This window comes from Klebsiella sp. X13 (assembly GCF_003323835.1).
GTDB classification, from domain to species: domain Bacteria; phylum Pseudomonadota; class Gammaproteobacteria; order Enterobacterales; family Enterobacteriaceae; genus Klebsiella; species Klebsiella ornithinolytica.
The window spans coordinates 3,614,502-3,635,698 of the sequence record NZ_CP030874.1 but is presented as its reverse complement, the minus strand read 5'-3'; the positions used below and the strand labels follow the sequence as shown (position 1 = coordinate 3,635,698).

Sequence of the window (21,197 nt, the reverse complement as noted above, 5' to 3'; positions counted from 1 at the left end):
GCGCCGCAATCCGGGGATAAGAGGCGCAGGATTAAACCCGGCTGCCCCACAGGTCGTATTCGTCGGCATGTTCGACTTTCACACGGACGACGTCGCCTGGTTTGACCTTCGTTTCGCCGTTCAGGTAGACCGCACCGTCAATTTCCGGGGCATCGGCCATACTGCGGCCAATGGCGCCTTCTTCGTCCACTTCATCGATCAGCACCATGATCTCGCGGCCGACCTTCTCCTGCAGACGTTCGGCGGAGATCTGCTGCTGCAGCTGCATAAAGCGGTTCCAGCGCTCTTCTTTTACCTCTTCAGGCACCTGATCCGCCAGCTCATTAGCGGTCGCGCCTTCAACCGGGCTGTACTTAAAGCAGCCGACGCGGTCCAGGCGTGCCTCTTTCAGGAAGTCGAGCAGCATCTGGAAATCTTCTTCCGTTTCACCCGGGAAGCCGACGATGAAGGTCGAACGCAGGGTCAGGTCAGGGCAGATTTCACGCCACTGCTTAATGCGTGCCAGCTGACGGTCGGCAGAACCCGGACGTTTCATCAGTTTCAGAATGCGCGGGCTGGCATGCTGCAGCGGGATATCCAGATACGGCAGAATTTTACCTTCCGCCATCAGCGGAATCACGTCATCGACGTGCGGGTACGGGTAGACGTAGTGCAGACGGACCCAGATACCCAGTTTCGCCAGCTCTTCGCACAGGCTGACCATGCTGGTTTTTACCGGCGCGCCGTCGTGAAAGCCGGTGCGATGCTTCACATCGACGCCGTAGGCGGAGGTATCCTGAGAGATAACCAGCAGCTCTTTGACGCCGGCATCGGCCAGGCGTTTGGCTTCGGACAGCACTTCACCAATCGGACGGCTGACAAGGTCGCCGCGCATCGACGGGATAATGCAGAAGGTGCAGCGATGGTTACAGCCTTCGGAAATTTTCAGGTAGGCGTAATGACGTGGCGTGAGCTTCACGCCCTGTTCCGGCACCAGGCTCAGGAACGGGTTGTGTTTCGGCTTCGGCGTATAGTGATGGACATGCTCCAGAACCTGTTCATAGCTGTGCGGCCCGGTTATCTCCAGCACTTTCGGATGCACTTCGCGAATCTGGTCTTCTTTCGCGCCCAGGCAGCCGGTCACAATAACTTTGCCATTTTCTTTTAACGCTTCGCCAATGGCTTCCAGAGACTCCTGAACGGCGCTGTCGATAAAGCCGCAGGTGTTGACGATAACCATATCGGCATTGTCGTAGGTGGGGACCACGTCATAACCTTCGGTACGCAGTTCGGTCAGGATGCGTTCTGAGTCCACGAGGTTTTTCGGGCAGCCCAGAGAGACAAAGCCGATCTTCGGCTGATGCGTTACATTGCTCATAGTTTAAAAAGTGTTCGATTATTGGAATGGTCAGGGCAGGAATTTTACAGATCTTTATGAAAAAGAGTATAGCCACGGTGTGACAGATGATGAAAAAGCCCGGGAGATCCCCCCGGGCGGATGGTTCGTTATGGCTGCGCGACGCCTCCTGCCGGTGCTGAACCTGGGGCGGTGGGTTCTCGCTTATCGCGTAGGGTGAAAATCGATATCAGGGTGAAGAGCCCGGCGATGCTGCCGAGAATATAATATGTATGCGCGAAGCCGATGGTGTCATACAGATAGCCGGCCAGCGGCGAGTAAATCGCCGTGGCGATGGAGGCCACAAACAGCACCAGCAAATAGACCGTTGATGACAACTTATGGTCGAAGTTGGCGGCGATGAATTTAAATACTGATACCAGGATCAGTGGTTTTTCCAGCGCGTGCATCATTTTCACCGCGCCAATCCACACCGGACCAAGCGGGATGGCGGAACCCACGATACGTACCGACATAATCAATCCGGCAATAATCAGCGCCCACTTGGCCCCGGTGCGGTTAACAAACCACGGCATCAGGCAGAGAAAGAGCGTTTCACCGCAGACCTGGATGGAGGCCAGAATTCCGTACCAGCGGTTGCCTTCTTCCGGGGTCGGGAACTGCAATGAGAAGTACTGCGCAAACTGCTGATCGTAGGTGTCATAAATTTGCGTAACGAATAAGGTAAAGATCAGCAGCATCCAGAACTGCCCGTTTTTCGCCAGCTCCAGCGCATGGGAGACCTTCAGCGCGCTGGTTTTTTCCATCTCGGCTTCGGTGAGTTCGATTTTAGTCAGCATGAAGCAGATGGCGGCAATCACAATGGCAATACTGGCCAGCCAGAAGGCCAGATTGGGGTTGCTGTCGATATATTTTCCCACGATCCACGCGGCGGCGGCCCAACCTAACGAGCCCCACATCCGCACCCGGCCATACTCAAAGCGATAGCGCCGCGAAATTTTGTCGATATACGAATCAATCACTCCGCAGCCGGAGTTAAAAATTATCCCCAGGTAGATACCGCCCAGTAAGGCGCCCAGCCAGAAGCTGTGGACCAGCAGCGGGGCATAGAGATAAATAAAGAACGGGCCGACCGGCAGCAGCATGGCCAGCAGGATCCAGATAAGCCGTTTTTTCAGACCAAATTTATCGGCAATAAAGCCAAAAAAAGGCTGCATCAACAGAGCAATGAAGGCGTTGACGGAGTACAGCAGGCCGGTTTTGGTGGCGCTGATGCCGAGATGCTGAGTTGTCCAGATGACAAAGAACGCCATGGTGGATGACCAGGCGAATAGATAGAGGAAATCGAAAAGACTCAACAAGATATAGTTTCTTTTGCCGGGCGTAATCATTTCAGTTCCTTCAGGCGGATCGGAGTTAATGCTGCGGGCAATGGCCGCAGATTGTGTTTTTTATTAAATGTTATACGTATTACATTAATGGCGTTGATATGACACCCGCTGGAAATTTTGATCAATTGAAATGATAGTTATTTGTGATCTTATCGGCAAAAAAGAGTTATTTATTGATATTCACACCTTCATTACGATGGGGTGTTTTATGAGAGCGTATAACATTGATTGTGATTTTTTTCATGGGAGCCTGAAAGAGAGGGCGAGCGGATCGCAATTTTGAACATAAATGTAACATTGTAAATGATGTTAATTAACCAGGAATTATTGACCTCGCGCATCATTTTGTACGAAAAATAGCCATATTCTGATAATGGTAATGGATGACAGAGGAGGAACCCTGATGAACGTTGACAGACTGTATCGTAACCTTCTGAATAAGCTGATTAATGCCAATATTGATCTCGACGCTTATTTGCAGCTACGCAAAGCGAAGGGCTATATGTCAGTCAGCGAAAATGAGCATCTGCGTGATAACTTGTTCGAACTGTGTGGTGAAATGCGTAAGAACGGGCTGCAGTTGCAGCACGTTCTTGCACCGGAAGAAAAGGACGCTCTCCGTCTTGCAGGTGGAGCCATCGCGTCTGCGGCGGTTTGCCTGATGAGCGGGCATCATGATTGCCCGTCGTATATTGCGGTTAACGTAGAGACGCTAGAACGCTGTCTGGCAGAGCTGACGATGAATATTCGTAAACTGAATAAACAGGCGCCAGTGACCCACGTCTGAATTCAGGGGGAGGTCAGCTCCCCCTGCTTAATGTTATGTAAAAATCCCCTCCTGATGTTCCCCCGCTGGCTACCCTTAGCGCATTGCCGAAAATATTGCCGATGAAAGGAAAATGCCATGCGCCAGGTCGCCATTTCGCTGATGCTCGCCACCCTGCTGTTTCCCGTCGTGACTCTCGCCGGGAAGGTGCGTGTTGAGGTTTTGCAAAATCAGCTCGCCCATCCGTGGGCGCTGGCCTTTCTCCCCGATGATCGGGGAATACTGATAACCCTGCGTTCCGGCGAACTGAAGCGCTGGCGGCAGGGGGAAGGTCTTTCGCCCGCGATAACCGGCGTCCCACCGGTCTGGGCCAGCGGCCAGGGAGGATTGCTTGATGTGGCGCTGGCTCCGGATTTCGCCCACTCCCGCCGGGTCTGGCTGAGTTTTGCTGAAGTCGGCGATGACGGCAAAGCCGGTACCGCCGTAGGCTATGGCCGCCTGAGCGACAACCTTCAGCATCTGGAGCATTTTCAGGTTGTCTTCCGCCAGCAGCCGAAGCTCTCCACCGGCAACCATTTCGGTGGGCGCCTGGTGTTTGATGGGAAAGGGTATTTATTCATCGGCCTGGGCGAAAATAACCAACGCCCCACGGCCCAGGATCTGGATAAACTGCAGGGAAAAGTGGTGCGTCTGACCCAGGACGGCGAAGTGCCTGCCGATAATCCTTTTGTTCATCGCGCGGGGGCGAGACCGGAAATCTGGTCTTATGGCATCCGCAATCCGCAGGGAATGGCGATGAATCCCTGGAGCGATACGCTGTGGCTCAACGAACACGGGCCGCGCGGCGGTGACGAGATCAATATTCCGCAGAAGGGTAAGAACTACGGCTGGCCGCTGGCGACGCATGGCGTCAACTACAGCGGACTGGCGATCCCCGAAGCGCAGGGCACGGCGGTCGCCGGAACGGAAGCGCCGCTTTTCGTCTGGAAGCACTCTCCGGCGGTAAGCGGGATGGCTTTCTACGCAGCGTCGACCTTCCCACAGTGGCAGCATAAGCTGTTTATCGGGGCGCTGAAGGACCAGTCGCTGATTGTTCTGAAGGTGGATGGCGATAAGGTGCGCGAAGAGGCGCGTATTCTGGGCGAGCGCGGCAAGCGGATCCGCGATGTGCGCGTCGGACCCGACGGCTATCTGTATGTATTAACCGACGAGTCCAACGGTGAACTGCTGAAGGTCAGTCCGGCCGACTAGCATCAGGTGACCGGAATCATCACCACATCGCGCCACGCCTGGCGTTGGTTAAGCTGCTGGTACCAACGCTGCAGGTGCGGGCGCGGCTGCCAGCTTTCAACAATCGTCATCAGGTTATAAACGAACGGCGCCACGGCGATGTCGCCGAGGCCAAAGGCCTCTCCGGATAGCCAGGCGGAGGTCGCCAGCTCATCATCAAGCATCGCGAAAAGCGCCTCACAGGCGGCAATACCGGCGGCGATAGCCGCCGGGTCGCGCTTATCCGCCGGCGTTCTGACCAGCCCCATTAACACCGGACGATGGGCGGGAGAAAGCGAACCGTTTGCCCAGTCCATCCATTTGTCGCTCTGGGCGCGCTTGCGCGGCGCAGTGACCCATAAACGGTCCTGTCCATACTCGGCGGCCAGATAGCGAATAATGGCATTCGATTCCCAAAGGACGAGATCATTGGCATCATCTTTCAGCAGCGGCACCAGGCCATTCGGGTTCATCGCCAGATACTCCGGGTCATGATTTAAGCCAAACTCCAGCCCTGCCATAATATGCTGATATGGAAGGCCCAGCTCCGCCAGCACCCAGCGTACTTTCTTCACATTCGTCGAGTTATTTCTGCCCCATAGCGTAATCATATCGGTTCCTGCCTGTTATTGAGCCGTCGTTGCAGCATGGTGAGCAATCATGTTGGAATAAAGATAATATTTAGGCAATCATGATCAAAAAAATTGCTCTGTTTTCAGCAGGGAGCGAGGTTATTGCGTAAACTTTAAAAACTTTACCAACTCGCTGTTTCTTTAAGGTCATTTGTACGCTTTACTCACCGGCTGCTGCTGCGCCGATAGAGTGTTGCGGCATATTTTGTTTGGAAAGGATACTTGGGTGGCTCTTATGACGCATGACGCTTTTTCTCTTCGCGGCCTCGTGGCAGGCTGCGCGCTTCTCGTTCTTGTCGCACCTGCGGTGCAGGCTGCGGAACAACTCCCCGATGCCCCATCGATCGATGCCCGAGCCTGGATCCTGATGGATTACGCCAGCGGTAAAGTGCTGAGCGAGGGCAACGCCGATGAAAAACTCGACCCGGCAAGTCTGACCAAGATCATGACCAGCTATGTCGTCGGACAGGCGCTGAAGGCGGGCAAGATTAAGTCCACCGATATGGTCACCGTCGGTCGCGATGCCTGGGCTACCGGTAACCCGGCGCTGCGCGGGTCATCGGTGATGTTCCTTAAGCCGGGGATGCAGGTTTCAGTCGAAGACCTGAATAAAGGCGTGATTATCCAGTCCGGCAACGATGCCAGCATCGCGATCGCCGACTACGTGGCGGGGAGCCAGGATGCATTCGTCAGCCTGATGAACGGCTATGCGCAAAAAATGGGGCTGACCAATACCACCTTTATGACCGTGCACGGCCTGGATGCGCCGGGCCAGTTTAGTACCGCGCGCGACATGGCGCTGCTGACCAAAGCGATGATTCATGACGTGCCTGAAGAGTACGCCATTCATAAAGAGAAAGAGTTTACCTTCAATAAGATTCGTCAGCCGAACCGCAACCGTCTGCTGTGGAGCTCAAACCTGAACGCGGATGGCGTCAAAACAGGGACCACCGCCGGCGCTGGCTACAACCTGGTCTCCTCGGCTACCCAGGGAGACATGCGTCTGATTGCCGTGGTGCTCGGCACCAAGACCGACCGTATTCGTTTTAATGAATCCGAAAAGCTGCTGACCTGGGGCTTCCGTTTCTACGAGACCGTGACGCCGATTAAACCGGATGCCACCTTTATCACCCAGCGCGTCTGGTTTGGCGACAGCAACGAAGCCAAACTCGGGGCGGGCGAAGCCGGTTCGATCACCCTGCCGCGCGGGCAGCTGAAAAACCTGAAAGCCAGCTATACCCTGACGGATACGCAGCTGACGGCGCCGCTTAGCAAAGGGCAGGTGGTCGGGACCATCGACTTTAAGCTCAATGATAAAACCATCGAGCAGCGCCCGCTGATCGTCATGGAAGCGGTCAATGAAGGCGGTTTCTTTAGCCGGATGATGGACTTCGTGCTGATGAAACTGCACGGCTGGTTCGGTAGCTGGTTCTCATAACCGACAGGCCGCGCCCTGCGGGGCGCGGTCAGTAGAGTAGTGAAATCTGCTTTTCTTTCGCCAGCGCGAGCAGATCCTCATCCGGACAGACATCGCTGGCAATCACATCAAAACGCGATAAATCGCCCATCCGCGCCGGTCTGACTTTGCCAAATTTACTGTGATCGACAACCAGTACGTGATAGCGCGCGCTGCTCATCGCCCAGTGTTTAACCGGCAGCTCTTCGAGGTTATAGCAGGTGGCGCCCTGCGCGCAGTCGATTCCGGCCGCGGAATAAAAGGCGATGTCCGGGCACAGATGGCTGAGCGTATCCTGCAGGCTGAGTGGTTTAAAAATGGCATTGCTGGCATGGAACTCGCCGCCGCAGAGAATGGCCCGACACTGGGGTTTTTCCTGCAGCGCCAGAAAGGTGTTCAGCGAATAGCAGACGCCGGTAAAGGGCAGGGCGTTATCGATCGCGTCAATGATCCAGGGCGTGGTGGTCCCACAGTCGAAAAAGGCCATTTGATGGGCTTCAAGCAGCGCGGCAGCGTGACGGGCGGCACGGCGTTTTTCCTCCACCAGGCGGGTTTTCTGGTCGCTGAGCAGATAATGGGTTGCGCTGCGCGGTTCGAGAACGATATAACCGCCTAACAACACCACCGGGCCATTATGGCCGTTCAGGTCGCGACGAATGGTCATTTCTGATACGCCAAGCAGCGCGGCGGCCTCTTTTAAATGAAGCTTATCGCTGCGCTTGAGCGCCTGAATGAGCTGGCTGATACGTTCATCACGACGTGTTTCCATATTCCCTCTACGCTGAAATCGCCCTGCATCGGCAGGGCGTCAGTGGGCAATTTTACCTGCCGAAAGAGGGTTAGTCACGCACCCAGCCTTTACGAATCGGCAGGGAGAAGCAAACCCGGTACAGCTGCTGCAGGTATTGATACAGCGGTTGACCGCCGGCCTGCCACAGTAATCCGGCGGCCAGGCAACCGCACATCCCGGTCAGCAGGCCGCCCAGCATATCCAGCGGCCAGTGAACGCCAAGATAGACCCGGGACCAGGCGATCGCCACGGCAGTCGCCAGCAGCGCGATCCCGGACCACAGGCGATGCCAGAACAAGAAAGCCAGCGCAAAGGTAAAGCTGATGGTACCGTGATTGCTGGGGAAGGAGTTATTCGGCGCGTGATGCAGGAACTGATAGCCGACGCCTGCGGCAAACGGACGCTCATGCGGGAAGAGCAGGCCAAAAATCCATGACAGACTCAGGCTAATCGCCAGCGCCAGGAGCACTTTAAACACCAGCTGCCGCTGGTTTGGCCCCCAGAGCCACAGCGCCGCGGTCAACAGAGGCACAATCAGAATCACCTCTTTGGCAATGAATGTCGCCAGGGCGATGACCCACGAGGGCGAGGCGGGGGTGGCGTTGATTAAGGCAAACAGCGCGTCGTTGATATTTTCCAGCATAGATTCAGGCTCTTGGTATCCGATAGCAATCAGCCGCCCACCTTAAAAAACGGTGGCGATAAGGTAAAGCAGTATTGTCTTAATTATCAGCTTGTTAAGAAGCCGTGGCGCGGCATATGGTGGTGAATATGCCGCAGAGGATGAGTATATCGCCTGTAACCTAATTGAAATATAAACGAAATATAGACAGGTTTAATTAAAATGGCGGCAATATCCGCCGGCTGAAGGCGCATTGCGCTATTTTTAATTGTCACTCACAATTCACTATCTCCTCCGCAAGACTTTCATTAAACTTTGCGCGATTTTTGTTTAACGAAGAGATTGCATGCAGAATTATTCGCTTTCAGGCAAACGCCTCGGACGGCAGGCGCTTCTGTTCCCGCTCTGCCTGGTGTTATACGAATTTTCCACTTATATCGGCAACGATATGATCCAGCCGGGAATGCTCTCGGTGGTGGAAGAGTTTCAGGTCGGTAATGAATGGGTTCCGACCTCGATGACCGCCTATCTCGCCGGCGGTATGTTTTTGCAGTGGCTGCTGGGGCCGCTGTCGGATCGTATCGGCCGTCGCCCGGTGATGCTCACCGGGGTGGTGTGGTTTATCGTCACCTGTCTGGCCACGCTGCTGGCGCAGACCATTGAGCAGTTCACGCTGCTGCGCTTTTTGCAGGGCATTAGTCTGTGCTTCATCGGCGCGGTGGGATATGCCGCCATTCAGGAGTCGTTTGAGGAGGCGATGTGTATCAAAATCACCGCCCTGATGGCGAACGTTGCGCTGATTGCCCCGCTGCTCGGTCCGCTGGTGGGAGCGGCCTGGGTCCACATCCTGCCGTGGGAAATGATGTTCGTGCTGTTTGCCGTGCTGGCCGCTATTGCCTTTGTGGGCCTGCAGCGCGCGATGCCGGAAACCGCGACGCGGATGGGCGAGAAGCTGTCGATGAAAGAGCTGGGTCGCGATTATGGCCTGGTGCTGAAGAATCTGCGCTTCGTCGCCGGCGCGCTGGCGACCGGGTTTGTCAGCCTGCCGCTGCTGGCGTGGATTGCCCAGTCGCCGGTGATTATCATCAGCGGCGAAAAGGCCACCAGCTATGAGTATGGCCTGCTGCAGGTGCCGATTTTCGGCGCGCTGATTGCCGGTAACCTGGTGCTGGCGCGACTGACCTCGCGGCGGACGGTACGCTCGCTGATTATTCTCGGCGGCTGGCCGATTATGTTCGGGCTGCTGCTCTCTGCGGTGGCGACGGTGGTATCGACCCATGCTTATTTGTGGATGACCGCCGGGCTGAGCGTTTACGCCTTCGGGATTGGTCTGGCGAACGCCGGGTTAGTCCGCCTGACGCTGTTTGCCAGTGACATGAGCAAAGGTACGGTTTCGGCCGCGATGGGGATGCTGCAGATGCTGATATTTACCGTCGGCATCGAGGTCAGTAAGCATGCGTATGAGCTGGGTGGTAGCGGGGTATTCAGCCTGTTTAACTTGCTCAGCGGCGTAGTGTGGCTGGCGATGATTGTCTATTTTCTCAAAGACAAGAGCGTCGGCAGTTCCAACGACCCGCAGGCATAGCGGCGAAGCGTTCCGGGTGGGGCACGACTGCCGCACCCGGACGAAGGTCAGGCGAACGGCGCTTCGCGATTCAGCACTTTGTCGATGATGTGCAGCACACCTTCCTCATTGTTATGCGGCGCATCATAGTCGGCGACAGCTTTCACCGGTGCTGCCGCGTTGGCCATCGCAAAGCCAAATCCGGCATGTTGCAGCATTTCAATATCATTTCCGCTGTCGCCAAAGGCGACGACTTCATGATTCTCAATGCCCCAGCGCTGTTGCAAAATACGCAAACCGTTGGCTTTGTGCACACCGGGAATAATCAGATCGATACTGCCGTAGCCGGTTGCCACGGCGGTCACCATATCGCCCAACGCCGCGTGTAGCTGCGGCTGGATTTGCGGAATCAGTTGGTCAGGCACGTTGAGGCCGAATTTCAGTATCACGTCATCGATATGGTTGAAATCGTCCACCAGCTGCAGGCGATGGTAATATTTCGCGGCGACCGTCTTCAACTCATCGTTATAGCTATTGAGGGTATACGCGCTGCGTTTACCGCAGGCGATAATTTCAATATTGGTCAGCGTCTGCAGATAGTCGATGACGGTGTGGAAATGATCTTTCGGCAGCTGACAGTTAAAAACGTCATCGCCGGCGCTGACCACCCAGCCGCCGTTTTCGGCGACAAAGGCTATCTCGTGGGCGATGTCCGGGAAAAACGAAATCAGCTGGTAATACTGGTTGCCGCTGGCGACGACGAAGCGAATATTCTGTTCGCGCATGCGCTGATACTGGTTCAGGAAGCGCGGGCGATTGTAGGTTTTGGCATCGCTTAAGAAGGTGCCATCCATGTCTACCGCAATCAGTTTGATGCTCATTAACTGTTCTCCATGACAGGTTCATGTTGTGGTTTAGCCACCGCTCTGGCGACCAACGCCGCTACCATAACCAGACCCAGCACCACCATCATGGCGCTGCGCAGGCCGAAGTGTTCGCCAAGGAAGCCCAGCAGCGGCGGCCCGACCAGGAAGGCAAGATAGCCGGTTATCGCTACCACGCTGACGCGCTTCGGCGCATCGGGACCGGTGTCGCTGGCGGCGGAAATGGTCAGCGGGAAACCGAGCGATGCGCCAAGACCCCACAGCAGTACCGAGACGCCGGCCACCCACGGGTTGTCGACGAAGATAATCAGGCCGATACCCAGCGCGCCCATCACGGCGCTGGCACGGACTACCGTGACCCGGCTGTAGCGATCGATAAACCAGCCGCCGGTAAAGCGACCTATTGTCATCCCGAGGGTGAAGCCGGCGTAAATCAAGGAGCCGGAGGTGGGGCTAAAGCCGTGGCCGTCCACCATCAGCAGCGGCAGCCAGTCGTTGGCAGATCCTTCAGCAAAGGCCATCGCCAGCACCACGACGCCAATCAGCAACAGCTGAACATCACGCCATACCGGCAGACCTTTTTCCTCATGATGCGCGTTCTCTGCCGCATTTTGTCCGGTTCCATCCGGGATGGCGCGAATCGCAATAGCAATCGGGGCTATCGCCACCAGCGCAGCCAGCAGAATATGCGGTGCGGCGGGCAGACCAAAACCGGTCACCGCCATCCCCACGCCGGCGCCGAACAGCGTGCCGAAGCTGTAAAATCCATGCATCATTGGCAGGACGGTTTTATTCATTTCGCGCTCGACGGCGGCGCCTTCAACGTTAATCGCCACCTCCGCCGAACCGAAGCTGGCGCCAAAAATGGCCAGCCCGATGGCAAACAGGACCGCCGAGGTGAGCCACAGCGCCACGCTGAGTACCATCATGCCGACCACGGCGCACGACATGGTGGTGCGAATCACCTTGCGGGTGCCAAAACGTTTGACCAGCCACGCCGAGCAGAGAATCCCGCTCATCGAACCAATCGACAGGCCAAATAAAACGATGCCCATTTCCGCCGTTGACAGCGTCAGCAGGTCACGGATCGCCGGAGTACGGGTAGCCCATGAGGCCATCAGCAATCCAGGGATAAAAAAGAACATGAAAAGGGCCCAGAGTCGGAGCTGTAAGGCCCGGCGGGAGGTTTGCGCTGTCATCCGTAAACGCCTGTGAATGAGAAGATGGAGACAACAGTAGCAAGACTGTGTACATTTGTACATATTCTTCAGAATGCGTATTCGGACAAGAACCGGGCGCCAGGGAGCGTGATATTGCTGCCGATTGCCTGCGCATGACAGCGACTAAGAGGAAAGATATGGCCCGTCGACCGAACGATCCGCAGCGCCGGGAGCGCATTTTACAGGCCACGCTGGATACCATTGCCACCCACGGGATTCACGCGGTAACCCATCGTAAAATTGCCAGCTGTGCGGAAGTCCCGTTAGGCTCGCTGACCTACTATTTCAGCGGCATTGACGCGCTGATAGAAGAGGCGTTTCGCATTTTTACCCGCGATATGTCCGCGCAGTACCAGCAGTTTTTTACCTCGGTCAGCAGCCGTGAAGAGGCCTGCGATGCGATTGCCGAGCTGATCTTTAGCGCCCAGGTGACGACCGCGCGAAATATGGAGTTGATGTATCAGCTGTATGCGTTTTGCAGCAGCCAGCCGGCGCTGAAGGCGGTGATGCAGCACTGGATGCGGCGCAGTCAGCAAACGCTGGAACAGTGGTTTGAGCCGGCTACGGCTCGCGGACTGGATGCGTTTATCGAGGGAATGACCCTGCATTTTGTCACCGATAGCGCGCCGCTCTCAAAGCAGGCTATCCGCCTGATGGTCGGACGCCTGGCCGGAGAGGGGCAATAGCCAGATAAAGCGCTGTACGCCGAGGTATTGCGAGATCCGAGGGCTATCCACCGGTAGTGGCACCGGCCGTCATATTCACCATCGTTGCCGTCATGGCGTCGGCACGATCGGATGCCAGAAAGGTGATGACATCCGCCACCTGCGCCAGCGTCGGCAAACGTTTGAGCATGGTGCTGTGTGCCGCACCGCCAACCCACTGTTCGACCGTCAATCCCATCGCCTGCGCTTTTGCCGCAAAGACTTCCGCGGTGTAAGAGCCGGCCTCAACCGCACCGGTAATGGCGTGCGAGCGCACGCCGAGGACGCGGATATTCTTCGGCCCCAGTTCGCTGGCGAGCGCTTTGATAAAGGCTTCGCTACCCGCACAACCGACGATATGGCCCAGGTGGCCCGGCATGGCCATTGTTGCCGCCGGAGCCACGACGGTGATAATGGCGCCCGGGCGAGCGCCGCCCATATGGGGGATAACGGCTTTCGCCAGGTTGAACTGGGCCGCCAGGAACGGGGTGATGCCCTGCATAAACTCGGCGAGGGAGAGCGTCGTGATCTCCTTGCCTTGATTATGGACGAAGCCGGTAGCATTGATGACGATATCGAGCCCGCCGCTGTGCTGCGTCAGCTGCGCTATCCGCTCGCCGGTCGATCGCTCATCGAGGACATCAACGACAAAGGTCTCGGCCCTGCCGCCCGCGGCACGAATGTCATCCGCCACCCGATCCAGCTTCTTCCGATCGCGCGCGCCGAGGTAGACTCGCGCCCCCTCGCGCGCCATAGCATGCGCCACGGCGGAGCCTATCGCACCGCTACCGCCGAAGATGACGGCAACTTTATCTTTCACCAGCATCGCCTTTACCTCTCACCGGACTGAGCTGGTCAAAGTATGAGCAATAACCGGAAGGATGCCAATGCGACGGAGCATACAGTTACCGCCGGGGTCTGCGAGCGTCTCTCTCCTCCAGCTCCTGATAGATGGCGTAGATACCTGTCGCCGCGAAGTTGCCCTGGACGCAATGAATCGCTTTTTGTTGTTCAAGCAAAATAAAGTGCCTGACTTTATTGGTGTAGTGAATCATTAACATGAATCCCAACAGCAGCCATAGCAGCATAAATTCAATAATAAAAATGGATGAGTAAGTGAAGATTTTATCTTTTTCGAAGTTTTTAATTGATTCTTCTAAATACTCCTTGCCTTCGGCTGTTGTCAGCAAGCGGCAAAGATCGTCACGATATTCGCGATCCAGGACGCTGGCGGTGTTTTTCGTCGGGGCTTTATTGGCCTGACAGTCGTTGGCTGTGACGGTCCAGCGAGGGGGCGTCAGCAGCGTAGCCTCCGTGGCTGCTGTTCTGGAGATGTAAAAGCGATCGCCTGACTTTTTCCAAATCAACAGTGCCGTGTCTGGCGGGGCGGTAAAGGTTTGCACAAGCGGTGGGACAAAATACCACAAAGACCATGCGAAAAGAGCTGAGAACAAGAGGGTGATTAATTTCTCGGGCCAGCCTGTCGAGGGCAATTTTTTCAATGGGATGGAGATGGCAAAGAAGTTCAAAATGAAGGGGGGCACCCCCGCATTCTTTAATACGCTGCCGTGGCCTTTTTTATATTTGAAAATCCCATTGACGGCTTTTCGCAATGGCTGGAACAGAAAAGCGAGAACGGTCAGGGCCGCGACAGTTGTGCTCAGCGGCGCGCCGGAGAACTCAGAAATAACATCAGGTTGGAAAGCGGGCATCAACATCTCCTGTGGTGAACATTCCTTATGGGTATGATTTGACTGGCGGGGCAAGCGGGAGGCGTCGCGAGCGGATCGCTCTGTTCTTTGCTGATGACGTGTGCAACTCGGCGCTTCACCCGGCGTATCAGTGTACATCACCCGCGGGGTCAGGGGAGGGCAACGCATCCATGAGGTCTGGGACAACAGAAATGGTGGGGTGAGGAGCAGGTCCAGGGAAGATGCCTGGCTGAGGTGGCGGCGGCGGTCGCCGGGCTATCGCCAATGGTACCGCCTGGCGGTTGTAACCGAATAATTTTAAACATCATAAAATTCAGGCAACAAAAAACCCATTTATGTAAATGGGTTAGTAAAAACAATGAGTTGCAATATAATCAATAAGTTAGGTTGGTGGTAAGGAGTGGCGATTACGGGGCATTGCCAACCGCTGCCGCCACTTTGTCGCCACTTTTCGTGATTAATGGACACCTCTATTCTTAGCTTCCATATCCATCATGAAATCTGTCATATAATTAGCATCAAAGTTGTAACCTTTAGCATTCCAATACAGGTAAGCCGACGCAGAATGCATTTATCGAACGCTTTAACCGGACGTACCGGACAGAAATCCTGGATTTTTATCTGTTCAGAACTCTGAATGAAGCCCGGGAAATTACAGAACACTGGCTGACGGAATATAACAGCGAGCGACCTCATGAATCCCTGAACAACCTGACGCCGGAAGCGTACCGACTGATGGCGGAAAGCCCGGAACTCTCAAAAGTGAGTGGCACTAAAACCGGTGTACTTACAGTATCCGGCGGCAGATGTTTGCCAAACTCCGTACCACAAAATACCTGAAAGCAACCTTCAGCCGGACTCTGGCAGTGTCGAATTTGAGGGAAGAGTGGAGCGTATTACCCGCGTTCATCACTATGGTCTGCGTGATCGTGTCAGCCGGAAGGGGTGGAAGCGCGTTACCCGGAGCGGCGGTTGCTGGGGGGGATGGTGAAACAGAGAGCATTATTCGTGAGCAATTGCTCCATTGGTTATCTTCCAATTAGCAGTATTATGTGGATATACCATAGAGTTGAGTTATTAAAGGAAAGGGGGATTAGCTCCCCCCACAATGAAAATTATTAGAGCTTAAACACACCTTTTAGCACAATTCGGCTTGCACTAGGTGTAATACCTTTAATATCACTTAAAAGTATGGGGTAAACATGTTGTAGTATGTATTTTCCTATTGAGTTAACAGTTGATGTGTCTACATCATGATATGAATTACCATCCAGAACTAAATTCCCATTCGAATCGAAAGCTTCATAATAAATAAGATAAGATGTTTGCATGTGAATAGTCTCTTGGGTTGATTTTGGTTAGGGATTCTTTTTGTTTTTATCAATTTCTGTTTTAATGTTCTTCACTTCAGTTAATAAAGCTGCAATGACTGCTGCATCTGACGATGGATTTGATGTCTCTGTCGTGACAGATACTCCGCATTGATCGTGTGTGATGATCTTTCCTTTATAAGGAAATGCAACGTATTGAATATATCTTGGGTCGCTAACTCTTGTTGTAAATTCCTGCTTGATAGGCTCTCCATCTTTACGTTTGGTTTCGACCTCAATGTCGATGTTAGTGCAGGATGAGTATATAAAAGAATTTTTTAAACTATCTCGAACATCTGGCTTACTGAATTCATCAATAGGTATTGAATCTAATGGTTGCTTCCCTAATTTTATTGTTGCTTTTGTTATTTTATCAAGTACGATGATTGAAGATGATTCTGTAGTATTTTTGAAATGCTCGATCATTTCCGCTACGGAAATCTTATTCGTGTAAGTGGATGATTTATTATCGTTGCTCATTAAGCCTACGAATGGAACAAGTGCGACAACAACGGACGAAATGTCTTTTATGGTCTGAACTCTGTTGTCAGTTGTTTCAAGACCAATTTCTTTGACTCTATCTGTATTGTCTATTTTTGAAATGGACACTCTTGTTTTTGTAAAGAAGCCATCATTTGAAATAATTCCAACTTTAAAGTCAGGATAGTCAGTTTGAGTTACAATAACTTTATATTTCGAGACTGATGTATCCTTGCCGTCGTTAAGTTTTATCTTTTCGGTTGTTGGTTGAATTTCGATGATGGATGAAGCTAGATAAAAACTATCTGTCAAGGTTGTATCAATAGGAGGATTTGATGAATCTATTTTTTTGTAAGTTACCTCTGGTTTTACTGTGCAGCCTGAAATTATTAATGCTGCAATCATAAGTCCGACTTTATTCATATATCCCCCTGCATAAGGAAATGAATTTCATTGCTGTACATTTAAAATATAGATTAGAAAGCAGGGTTGAGTGTTTTTTATTTTCCGTCTATTCATAGTGTTGCCAGAGGAGAGGACTTCGCTGATTTTGTATCAGAGATGACACTAATCACACTTCTAACTCTCTTGTTTATTCTGATGACAACCTTTCCCTATGCGGAAATGCCCGTTAAGGTCAGCGGCTTTAAGCAACCCATTGAGGGTGCCAACTGGACCATCACAACGTTAACGCACACGGTCAACCCGGATAGCGGATTTACGACTAACATTGAACTGGAAGTGAAAAATGATGATTTACCCATTTTCCTGGTCTCTTCAATGACCAAAGAACGTTACAACAAGTGCCAGAATATCAACTGCAGCCATACGTTCGTAACGCATGAGACTTTTGTGCGCTCAATCTCTACACCTAAAGAGGCCCAGCCTGTGCAGCCCCACCCCACAAATTCAGGCCAGGTAGCATTGTCTCTTTGAGGCTGTCGCCACTTTGTCGCCATTGGATAAAACGATGCATTGTAACTTCATGATTTTAAACATCATAAAATTCAGGCAACAAAAAACCCATCAACCTTGAACCAAAATGGCGGGGTTGATGGGCTCCACAAAATGGGGACATCAAAGAAAAGCAGTGGCACTACTTATGACTGATGCCCAAGAGAAAAGTTCTGCCTCTATCCATTTTTTTCTTAAATATTTACTGTAGCCCTGGCCAGATGATGACAATCAGCGTCCCCGCCAGGGTCAGCAGCACGTTGGCAATCGCATAGGTGCCCGCGTAGCCCAGCGCCGGAATGTTGCTGCGCGCGGTGTCGCTGATAATTTCCATCGCCGGGGCGCAGGTGCGCGCCCCCATCATGGCGCCAAACAACATCGCGCGGTTCATACGCAGCACATAGGCGCCAAACAAGAAGCAAATCACCACCGGCACCAGGCTGACGATCAGACCCGCCGCCAGCATCTGGCCGCCGATGGCGCCCAGGCCGTGGCCAATCCCGGCGCCGGCGCTCAGACCGACCCCGGCCATAAAGACCATCAGGCCGAACTCTTTCACCATATTGAGCGCGCCCTGCGGAATATAGCCGAAGGTCGGGTGGTTGGCGCGCAGGAAACCGAGCATAATCCCGGCAAACAGCAGCCCCGCCGCGTTACCGATACCAAAGCTGAAAGAGCTGAACTGGAAGGTGATCATGCCGATCATCAGCCCGACGATAAAGAAGGCGCAGAAGGCAAGCAGGTCGGTCACCTGGCTGTGAATGGAGATAAAGCCGATACGGTCGGCAACGGTTTTGACGCGTCGCGCATCGCCGCTGACCTGTAACACGTCGCCTTTGTTGAGCACCACGTTATCGTCGATCGGCATTTCAATCTGGCTGCGGATGACGCGGTTTAAGAAGCAGCCGTGATCGGTCAGCTTCAGCTGGGCCAGACGGCGGCCTACGGCGTTGTGGTTTTTCACCACGATCTCTTCGGTGACGATGCGCATATCCAGCAGATCGCGGTCGAAGACCTCTTTGCCGTTACGGAAGCTGGGATCAAGGCGGGCATGGGCGTCCGGATAACCCACCAGCGCGATATCATCGCCCATCTGCAGGACGGCATCGCCATCCGGGTTCGCCAGAATACCGTTACGGCGAATACGCTCAATGTAGCAGCCGGTTTGCCGATAAATCCCCAGCTCGCGCAGATTTTTACCGTCAGCCCAGGCGACCAGCTCCGGGCCGACGCGATAGGCACGGATCACCGGCAGGTAGACTTTACGTTTGGAGTCGGTATCGAGTCCGCGTTCACGCGCAATCTGCTGGGCGCTGGTTTGCAGATCCTGATGCTGCAGCTTCGGCATATAGCGCGCGCCGACGATCAGACTGACGAGACCAATCAGATAGGTCAGGGCGTAGCCCAGACTCAGGTGGTCGAGGGAGAGCGCCAGCCGATCGCTGGGCAGGCCAAAGTGCCGTAGCGTATCCCCCGCACCGACCAGCACCGGCGTTGACGTCATCGCGCCTGCGAGCATCCCGGCGGTCAGGCCGATGTCCCAGCCGAACAGTTTTCCCAGCCCCATCGCCAGCAGCATCGCGCTGCCGACCATCACCAGGGCGAGCATCAGATAGTTTTTTCCGTCGCGGAAAAAAATAGAAAAAAAGTTGGGACCCGCTTCCACGCCAACGCAAAAAATAAACAGCATAAAGCCCAGATTTAGCGCATCAGTGTTAATACTGAAATGCTGCTGACCTAATAATAATGAAACCACTAAAACGCCAATAGAATTACCAAGTTGTACTGACCCGAGACGAAGTTTCCCGAGACAAAGCCCCAGGGCAAGTACAACGAATAATAACAGGATGTAATTCCCGTTTAACAAATCTGCGACGTTTATATTCACGAAAGCCAACTTCTCATTTACTAGTAAGTTGTTGAAGGAAATGGTTATTTGGTCTAAGGTTGGTCCAGTGTTCGCGTTGTCCCGAACCCTGTTCTGGCATCCCGTTATAACCAGTAAAAACAGAGCCGGTAGTTTAATCCTTCCTGGATGCTGCGGCTAGTCACAATCGTTTTTACGCCGATGGGGAGCTAAATTGGCATGGATTGCCGGAATGCTTTATCTGACTGGACGAATTGAAGTGGGTTAGAAGCAGAATCAGGAGGATATTGTGAAATCTGAGCGTGCCTGGGTGGGTATTACCTGTGGGTTCTTTCTGTTTATCGTAGTGTGTTTATTGCTGTTACTGCATATGAAAGGCGTCTTTCGGGCTACCGGTAATCCTGAGGTTGGACTGCTCTATTTTTTGCTGCCCGGTGCGGCCGCCAGCTGCCTCTCTCCGGGGCGACGCGTCATCCAGCCGCTGGTGGGGGCAATTCTGGCTACCCCCGTCTGTCTGCTGATCATGCGGATTTTTTTTGCGGCTCAGCGTACCTTCTGGCAACAGCTGGCGTGGCTGTTTAGCGCGGTGTTCTGGTGCGCGCTGGGCGCGCTGTGCTTTCTGTTTATCTGCGCCTGGCTGGATACCAGACGCAATCATTCGTCAGAGAAATGAGTCGGCTCAGGCAAACAGACCGAGATTCTCTTTCGCCCAGGCTTCAAAATCAGTGCAGCCGCCGATATGTTTTTGATCGACAAAAATCTGCGGAACGGTCTCAACCGGTTTACCTACGGTCTTTTCCAGGTCGCTCTTGCTGATGCCTTCGGCGTGAATATCAACGTAGCGGTAGTTGAAGTCATCGCGTTCATTGGTCAGTTTCTCTGCCAGCTCTTTGGCGCGAACACAATACGGGCAACCAGGACGACCAAAAATAACGGTAAACATACTTTCTCTCCTTAAATCTCAGCCGGATGGCGAATGACCGCTATGATGACGCGTTATGCCGGCGAGGAAAAGAAGGTTCTGCCTTTTTCTTCGATGGTTTAAGGCTATGTTTGATAAATGTCTTCGTGGTTAAATCATTATACTGTGTCTGCCGCGCGCGATTAGCCAGGAGAGCGCGCGAATAATATTGACTGGAGGAGAGCTGAGCTATGCGATCGCCTGCCGTTTTGCCGAAAAGCGTTCTGGTGGTAGAGATCATCGGGATTGCGCTGTTGACCCTCGCCTGGCTCTCGCTCAATCAGTACCTGCAGCTGCCGGCGCCGTTTTCCAGCCCGACGGCGGCGATGCTGATGATCTTTTCCGGGATCCTGCTGATGCTCCCGGCCGCGATAGCATTAATGTGGCGAATGGCCAGGATCGTCGCGCCGCAGCTGACTCACACTCCAAAACCAACTTCTTCATCAGACAGAGAAAAACAAGATGACGCCGACCATTGATCTGCTGCGTAGCCACCGCTCCATCCGCCACTTCACCGATGCGCCGATCGGCGACGAACAGCGCGAAGCTATTATCGCCAGCGCGCAGGGGGCCTCGAGCTCGAGCTTTTTACAATGCAGCTCTATTATTCGCGTCACCGATCCTCAGCTTCGTCAGCAGCTGGTCACGATGAGCGGCGGCCAGCAGCACGTGGCGCGCGCGGCGGAATTCTGGGTATTTTGCGCCGACTTTAACCGTCTGCTGCAAATCTGTCCGGATGCCCGGCTCGGGCTGGCCGAACAGCTGCTGCTGGGGGCGGTGGATACCGCAATGATGGCGCAAAATGCGCTGGTTGCCGCCGAATCCCTGGGCCTCGGCGGCGTCTATATCGGTGGGATCCGCAATAGCATTGAAGAGGTGACCGAACTGCTGAAATTGCCACAGCACGTCCTGCCGCTGTTTGGTCTGTGTCTGGGATGGCCTGCCGATAACCCTGAGGTGAAGCCGCGTATGCCCGCCGCTATGCTGGTGCATGAAAATGCGTACCAGCCGGTGGATGAGGCAGTGCTGGCGCAATATGATGAGCAGATGGCGCAATACTACCTGTCGCGCGGCAGCAACACCCGCCGTGATACCTGGAGCGACCATATTCGCCGCACTATCATTAAAGAAAGTCGCCCGTTTATTCTCGAATATCTGCATAAGCAGGGGTGGGCAACGCGCTGATTGCGTGTACACTGCTGCCTGCTTTCCGCCCCGC

At 54.0% G+C, this 21,197-nt stretch carries 21 protein-coding genes and 3 pseudogenes; 12 read left to right on the top strand and 12 right to left on the bottom strand.

The features are described 5' to 3' along the window. Positions 1 to 31: 31 nt before the first annotated feature. Together rimO and DSD31_RS17270 are read right to left on the bottom strand one after the other, a co-directional pair. Entirely contained in the window at positions 32 to 1,357 is a 1,326-nt protein-coding gene (gene rimO / locus DSD31_RS17275) for a 30S ribosomal protein S12 methylthiotransferase RimO (RefSeq protein WP_004859888.1), read from the bottom strand. A gap of 128 nt (positions 1,358 to 1,485) precedes the next feature. Beyond that, the gene (locus DSD31_RS17270) at positions 1,486 to 2,724 is read right to left on the bottom strand and encodes an oligosaccharide MFS transporter (RefSeq protein ID WP_162098177.1); all 1,239 of its coding nucleotides are present in this window, start codon (positions 2,722 to 2,724) and stop codon (positions 1,486 to 1,488) included. A 406-nt stretch (positions 2,725 to 3,130) separates the two neighbouring features. Between DSD31_RS17270 and bssR the strand changes: the two genes are divergently transcribed. Further along, positions 3,131 to 3,514 (top strand): biofilm formation regulator BssR, encoded by a 384-nt coding sequence (gene bssR, locus DSD31_RS17265; RefSeq protein WP_015584826.1) that lies wholly within the window; start codon positions 3,131 to 3,133, stop codon positions 3,512 to 3,514. 141 nt (positions 3,515 to 3,655) lie between these two features. Then, positions 3,656 to 4,744: a PQQ-dependent sugar dehydrogenase gene (locus tag DSD31_RS17260; RefSeq protein ID WP_224050162.1), complete on the top strand. Its 1,089-nt coding sequence runs from the start codon at positions 3,656 to 3,658 to the stop codon at positions 4,742 to 4,744. A 2-nt stretch (positions 4,745 to 4,746) separates the two neighbouring features. Here DSD31_RS17260 and DSD31_RS17255 read toward each other — a convergent pair whose 3' ends face one another. After that, positions 4,747 to 5,373, bottom strand: coding sequence for a glutathione S-transferase family protein (locus tag DSD31_RS17255; protein WP_015584825.1), 627 nt, complete (start codon positions 5,371 to 5,373; stop codon positions 4,747 to 4,749). Between the two features lie 256 nt (positions 5,374 to 5,629). On the opposite strand from DSD31_RS17255, the gene dacC reads away from it, so the two are divergent. Beyond that, entirely contained in the window at positions 5,630 to 6,832 is a 1,203-nt protein-coding gene (gene dacC / locus DSD31_RS17250; RefSeq protein WP_015584824.1) for a serine-type D-Ala-D-Ala carboxypeptidase, read from the top strand. Between the two features lie 28 nt (positions 6,833 to 6,860). Here dacC and deoR read toward each other — a convergent pair whose 3' ends face one another. Both deoR and ybjG read right to left on the bottom strand, forming a co-directional pair. Then, the gene (deoR, locus tag DSD31_RS17245) at positions 6,861 to 7,619 is read right to left on the bottom strand and encodes a DNA-binding transcriptional repressor DeoR (protein ID WP_004859902.1); all 759 of its coding nucleotides are present in this window, start codon (positions 7,617 to 7,619) and stop codon (positions 6,861 to 6,863) included. A 70-nt stretch (positions 7,620 to 7,689) separates the two neighbouring features. Beyond that, positions 7,690 to 8,283, bottom strand: a complete 594-nt coding sequence (gene ybjG / locus DSD31_RS17240) for an undecaprenyl-diphosphate phosphatase (protein ID WP_075808813.1) — start codon at positions 8,281 to 8,283, stop codon at positions 7,690 to 7,692. Between the two features lie 325 nt (positions 8,284 to 8,608). Here ybjG and DSD31_RS17235 point away from each other — a divergent pair, with 325 nt between their 5' ends. Beyond that, a complete protein-coding gene (locus DSD31_RS17235; RefSeq protein ID WP_004859906.1) occupies positions 8,609 to 9,847 on the top strand; it encodes an MFS transporter in 1,239 nt (412 codons plus the stop codon). 47 nt (positions 9,848 to 9,894) lie between these two features. Here the strand turns inward: DSD31_RS17235 and DSD31_RS17230 are convergent, their stop codons facing one another. Continuing rightward, positions 9,895 to 10,707, bottom strand: a complete 813-nt coding sequence (locus DSD31_RS17230) for a Cof-type HAD-IIB family hydrolase (RefSeq protein WP_004859908.1) — start codon at positions 10,705 to 10,707, stop codon at positions 9,895 to 9,897. Then, the gene (locus tag DSD31_RS17225) at positions 10,707 to 11,909 is read right to left on the bottom strand and encodes an MFS transporter (protein WP_004859909.1); all 1,203 of its coding nucleotides are present in this window, start codon (positions 11,907 to 11,909) and stop codon (positions 10,707 to 10,709) included. Before DSD31_RS17225 ends, DSD31_RS17230 begins: the two co-directional genes overlap by 1 nt. 158 nt (positions 11,910 to 12,067) lie before the next feature. Between DSD31_RS17225 and DSD31_RS17220 the strand changes: the two genes are divergently transcribed. Then, positions 12,068 to 12,616, top strand: a complete 549-nt coding sequence (locus DSD31_RS17220) for a TetR/AcrR family transcriptional regulator (RefSeq protein ID WP_004859910.1) — start codon at positions 12,068 to 12,070, stop codon at positions 12,614 to 12,616. Between the two features lie 43 nt (positions 12,617 to 12,659). On the opposite strand, the gene DSD31_RS17215 is transcribed toward DSD31_RS17220, so the two are convergent. Both DSD31_RS17215 and DSD31_RS17210 read right to left on the bottom strand, forming a co-directional pair. After that, positions 12,660 to 13,460 (bottom strand): SDR family NAD(P)-dependent oxidoreductase, encoded by an 801-nt coding sequence (locus DSD31_RS17215; RefSeq protein WP_113991206.1) that lies wholly within the window; start codon positions 13,458 to 13,460, stop codon positions 12,660 to 12,662. 79 nt (positions 13,461 to 13,539) lie between these two features. Beyond that, positions 13,540 to 14,346 (bottom strand): DUF6216 family protein, encoded by an 807-nt coding sequence (locus DSD31_RS17210; protein ID WP_113991205.1) that lies wholly within the window; start codon positions 14,344 to 14,346, stop codon positions 13,540 to 13,542. Between the two features lie 549 nt (positions 14,347 to 14,895). On the opposite strand from DSD31_RS17210, the pseudogene DSD31_RS17200 reads away from it, so the two are divergent. Beyond that, positions 14,896 to 15,075, top strand: a pseudogene (locus tag DSD31_RS17200) (integrase core domain-containing protein); the annotation flags it as partial. 65 nt (positions 15,076 to 15,140) lie between these two features. Next, a pseudogene (locus DSD31_RS17195) lies at positions 15,141 to 15,389 on the top strand (phage virion morphogenesis protein); the annotation flags it as partial. A gap of 315 nt (positions 15,390 to 15,704) precedes the next feature. Here DSD31_RS17195 and DSD31_RS17190 read toward each other — a convergent pair. After that, complete coding sequence (locus DSD31_RS17190; RefSeq protein ID WP_113991204.1) at positions 15,705 to 16,619, bottom strand: hypothetical protein; 915 nt, start codon at positions 16,617 to 16,619, stop codon at positions 15,705 to 15,707. A gap of 192 nt (positions 16,620 to 16,811) precedes the next feature. Between DSD31_RS17190 and DSD31_RS26505 the strand changes: the two are divergent. Next, positions 16,812 to 16,961 (top strand): annotated as a pseudogene (locus DSD31_RS26505) (phage late control D family protein); the annotation flags it as partial. Continuing rightward, positions 16,938 to 17,132: an ogr/Delta-like zinc finger family protein gene (locus tag DSD31_RS17185; protein ID WP_227538653.1), complete on the top strand. Its 195-nt coding sequence runs from the start codon at positions 16,938 to 16,940 to the stop codon at positions 17,130 to 17,132. The pseudogene DSD31_RS26505 and the gene DSD31_RS17185, both read left to right, overlap by 24 nt. Positions 17,133 to 17,352: 220 nt before the next feature. Here the strand turns inward: DSD31_RS17185 and DSD31_RS17180 are convergent, their stop codons facing one another. After that, positions 17,353 to 19,038, bottom strand: coding sequence for an aspartate:alanine antiporter (locus DSD31_RS17180; RefSeq protein ID WP_004859941.1), 1,686 nt, complete (start codon positions 19,036 to 19,038; stop codon positions 17,353 to 17,355). Between the two features lie 268 nt (positions 19,039 to 19,306). Here DSD31_RS17180 and DSD31_RS17175 point away from each other — a divergent pair, with 268 nt between their 5' ends. Continuing rightward, positions 19,307 to 19,690, top strand: coding sequence for an inner membrane protein YbjM (locus DSD31_RS17175; protein WP_004859943.1), 384 nt, complete (start codon positions 19,307 to 19,309; stop codon positions 19,688 to 19,690). A 6-nt stretch (positions 19,691 to 19,696) separates the two neighbouring features. Here DSD31_RS17175 and DSD31_RS17170 read toward each other — a convergent pair whose 3' ends face one another. Next, on the bottom strand, positions 19,697 to 19,960 hold the full coding sequence (locus DSD31_RS17170) for a GrxA family glutaredoxin (RefSeq protein ID WP_004859945.1): 264 nt from the start codon (positions 19,958 to 19,960) through the stop codon (positions 19,697 to 19,699). Between the two features lie 209 nt (positions 19,961 to 20,169). Here DSD31_RS17170 and DSD31_RS17165 point away from each other — a divergent pair, with 209 nt between their 5' ends. Together DSD31_RS17165 and nfsA are read left to right on the top strand one after the other, a co-directional pair. Beyond that, complete coding sequence (locus DSD31_RS17165; RefSeq protein ID WP_015584819.1) at positions 20,170 to 20,457, top strand: YbjC family protein; 288 nt, start codon at positions 20,170 to 20,172, stop codon at positions 20,455 to 20,457. Beyond that, positions 20,441 to 21,163, top strand: a complete 723-nt coding sequence (gene nfsA / locus DSD31_RS17160) for an oxygen-insensitive NADPH nitroreductase (protein WP_004859949.1) — start codon at positions 20,441 to 20,443, stop codon at positions 21,161 to 21,163. The genes DSD31_RS17165 and nfsA overlap by 17 nt, the downstream gene beginning before the upstream one ends. Positions 21,164 to 21,197 lie beyond the last annotated feature (34 nt).

Bases quoted from the DNA above. Each gene is read 5' to 3' on its own strand.
- ybjG (WP_075808813.1), bottom strand. From the start codon at position 8,283: ATGCTGGAAAATATCAACGACGCGCTGTTTGCCTTAATCAACGCCACC.
- DSD31_RS17235 (WP_004859906.1), top strand. From the start codon at position 8,609: ATGCAGAATTATTCGCTTTCAGGCAAACGCCTCGGACGGCAGGCGCTT.
- DSD31_RS17210 (WP_113991205.1), bottom strand. From the start codon at position 14,346: ATGCCCGCTTTCCAACCTGATGTTATTTCTGAGTTCTCCGGCGCGCCG.
- rimO (WP_004859888.1), bottom strand. From the start codon at position 1,357: ATGAGCAATGTAACGCATCAGCCGAAGATCGGCTTTGTCTCTCTGGGC.
- dacC (WP_015584824.1), top strand. From the start codon at position 5,630: ATGACGCATGACGCTTTTTCTCTTCGCGGCCTCGTGGCAGGCTGCGCG.
- DSD31_RS17220 (WP_004859910.1), top strand. From the start codon at position 12,068: ATGGCCCGTCGACCGAACGATCCGCAGCGCCGGGAGCGCATTTTACAG.
- DSD31_RS17260 (WP_224050162.1), top strand. From the start codon at position 3,656: ATGCTCGCCACCCTGCTGTTTCCCGTCGTGACTCTCGCCGGGAAGGTG.
- DSD31_RS17230 (WP_004859908.1), bottom strand. From the start codon at position 10,707: ATGAGCATCAAACTGATTGCGGTAGACATGGATGGCACCTTCTTAAGC.
- DSD31_RS17225 (WP_004859909.1), bottom strand. From the start codon at position 11,909: ATGACAGCGCAAACCTCCCGCCGGGCCTTACAGCTCCGACTCTGGGCC.
- DSD31_RS17170 (WP_004859945.1), bottom strand. From the start codon at position 19,960: ATGTTTACCGTTATTTTTGGTCGTCCTGGTTGCCCGTATTGTGTTCGC.
- deoR (WP_004859902.1), bottom strand. From the start codon at position 7,619: ATGGAAACACGTCGTGATGAACGTATCAGCCAGCTCATTCAGGCGCTC.
- DSD31_RS17190 (WP_113991204.1), bottom strand. From the start codon at position 16,619: ATGAATAAAGTCGGACTTATGATTGCAGCATTAATAATTTCAGGCTGC.
- DSD31_RS17215 (WP_113991206.1), bottom strand. From the start codon at position 13,460: ATGCTGGTGAAAGATAAAGTTGCCGTCATCTTCGGCGGTAGCGGTGCG.
- nfsA (WP_004859949.1), top strand. From the start codon at position 20,441: ATGACGCCGACCATTGATCTGCTGCGTAGCCACCGCTCCATCCGCCAC.
- DSD31_RS17165 (WP_015584819.1), top strand. From the start codon at position 20,170: ATGCGATCGCCTGCCGTTTTGCCGAAAAGCGTTCTGGTGGTAGAGATC.
- DSD31_RS17255 (WP_015584825.1), bottom strand. From the start codon at position 5,373: ATGATTACGCTATGGGGCAGAAATAACTCGACGAATGTGAAGAAAGTA.
- bssR (WP_015584826.1), top strand. From the start codon at position 3,131: ATGAACGTTGACAGACTGTATCGTAACCTTCTGAATAAGCTGATTAAT.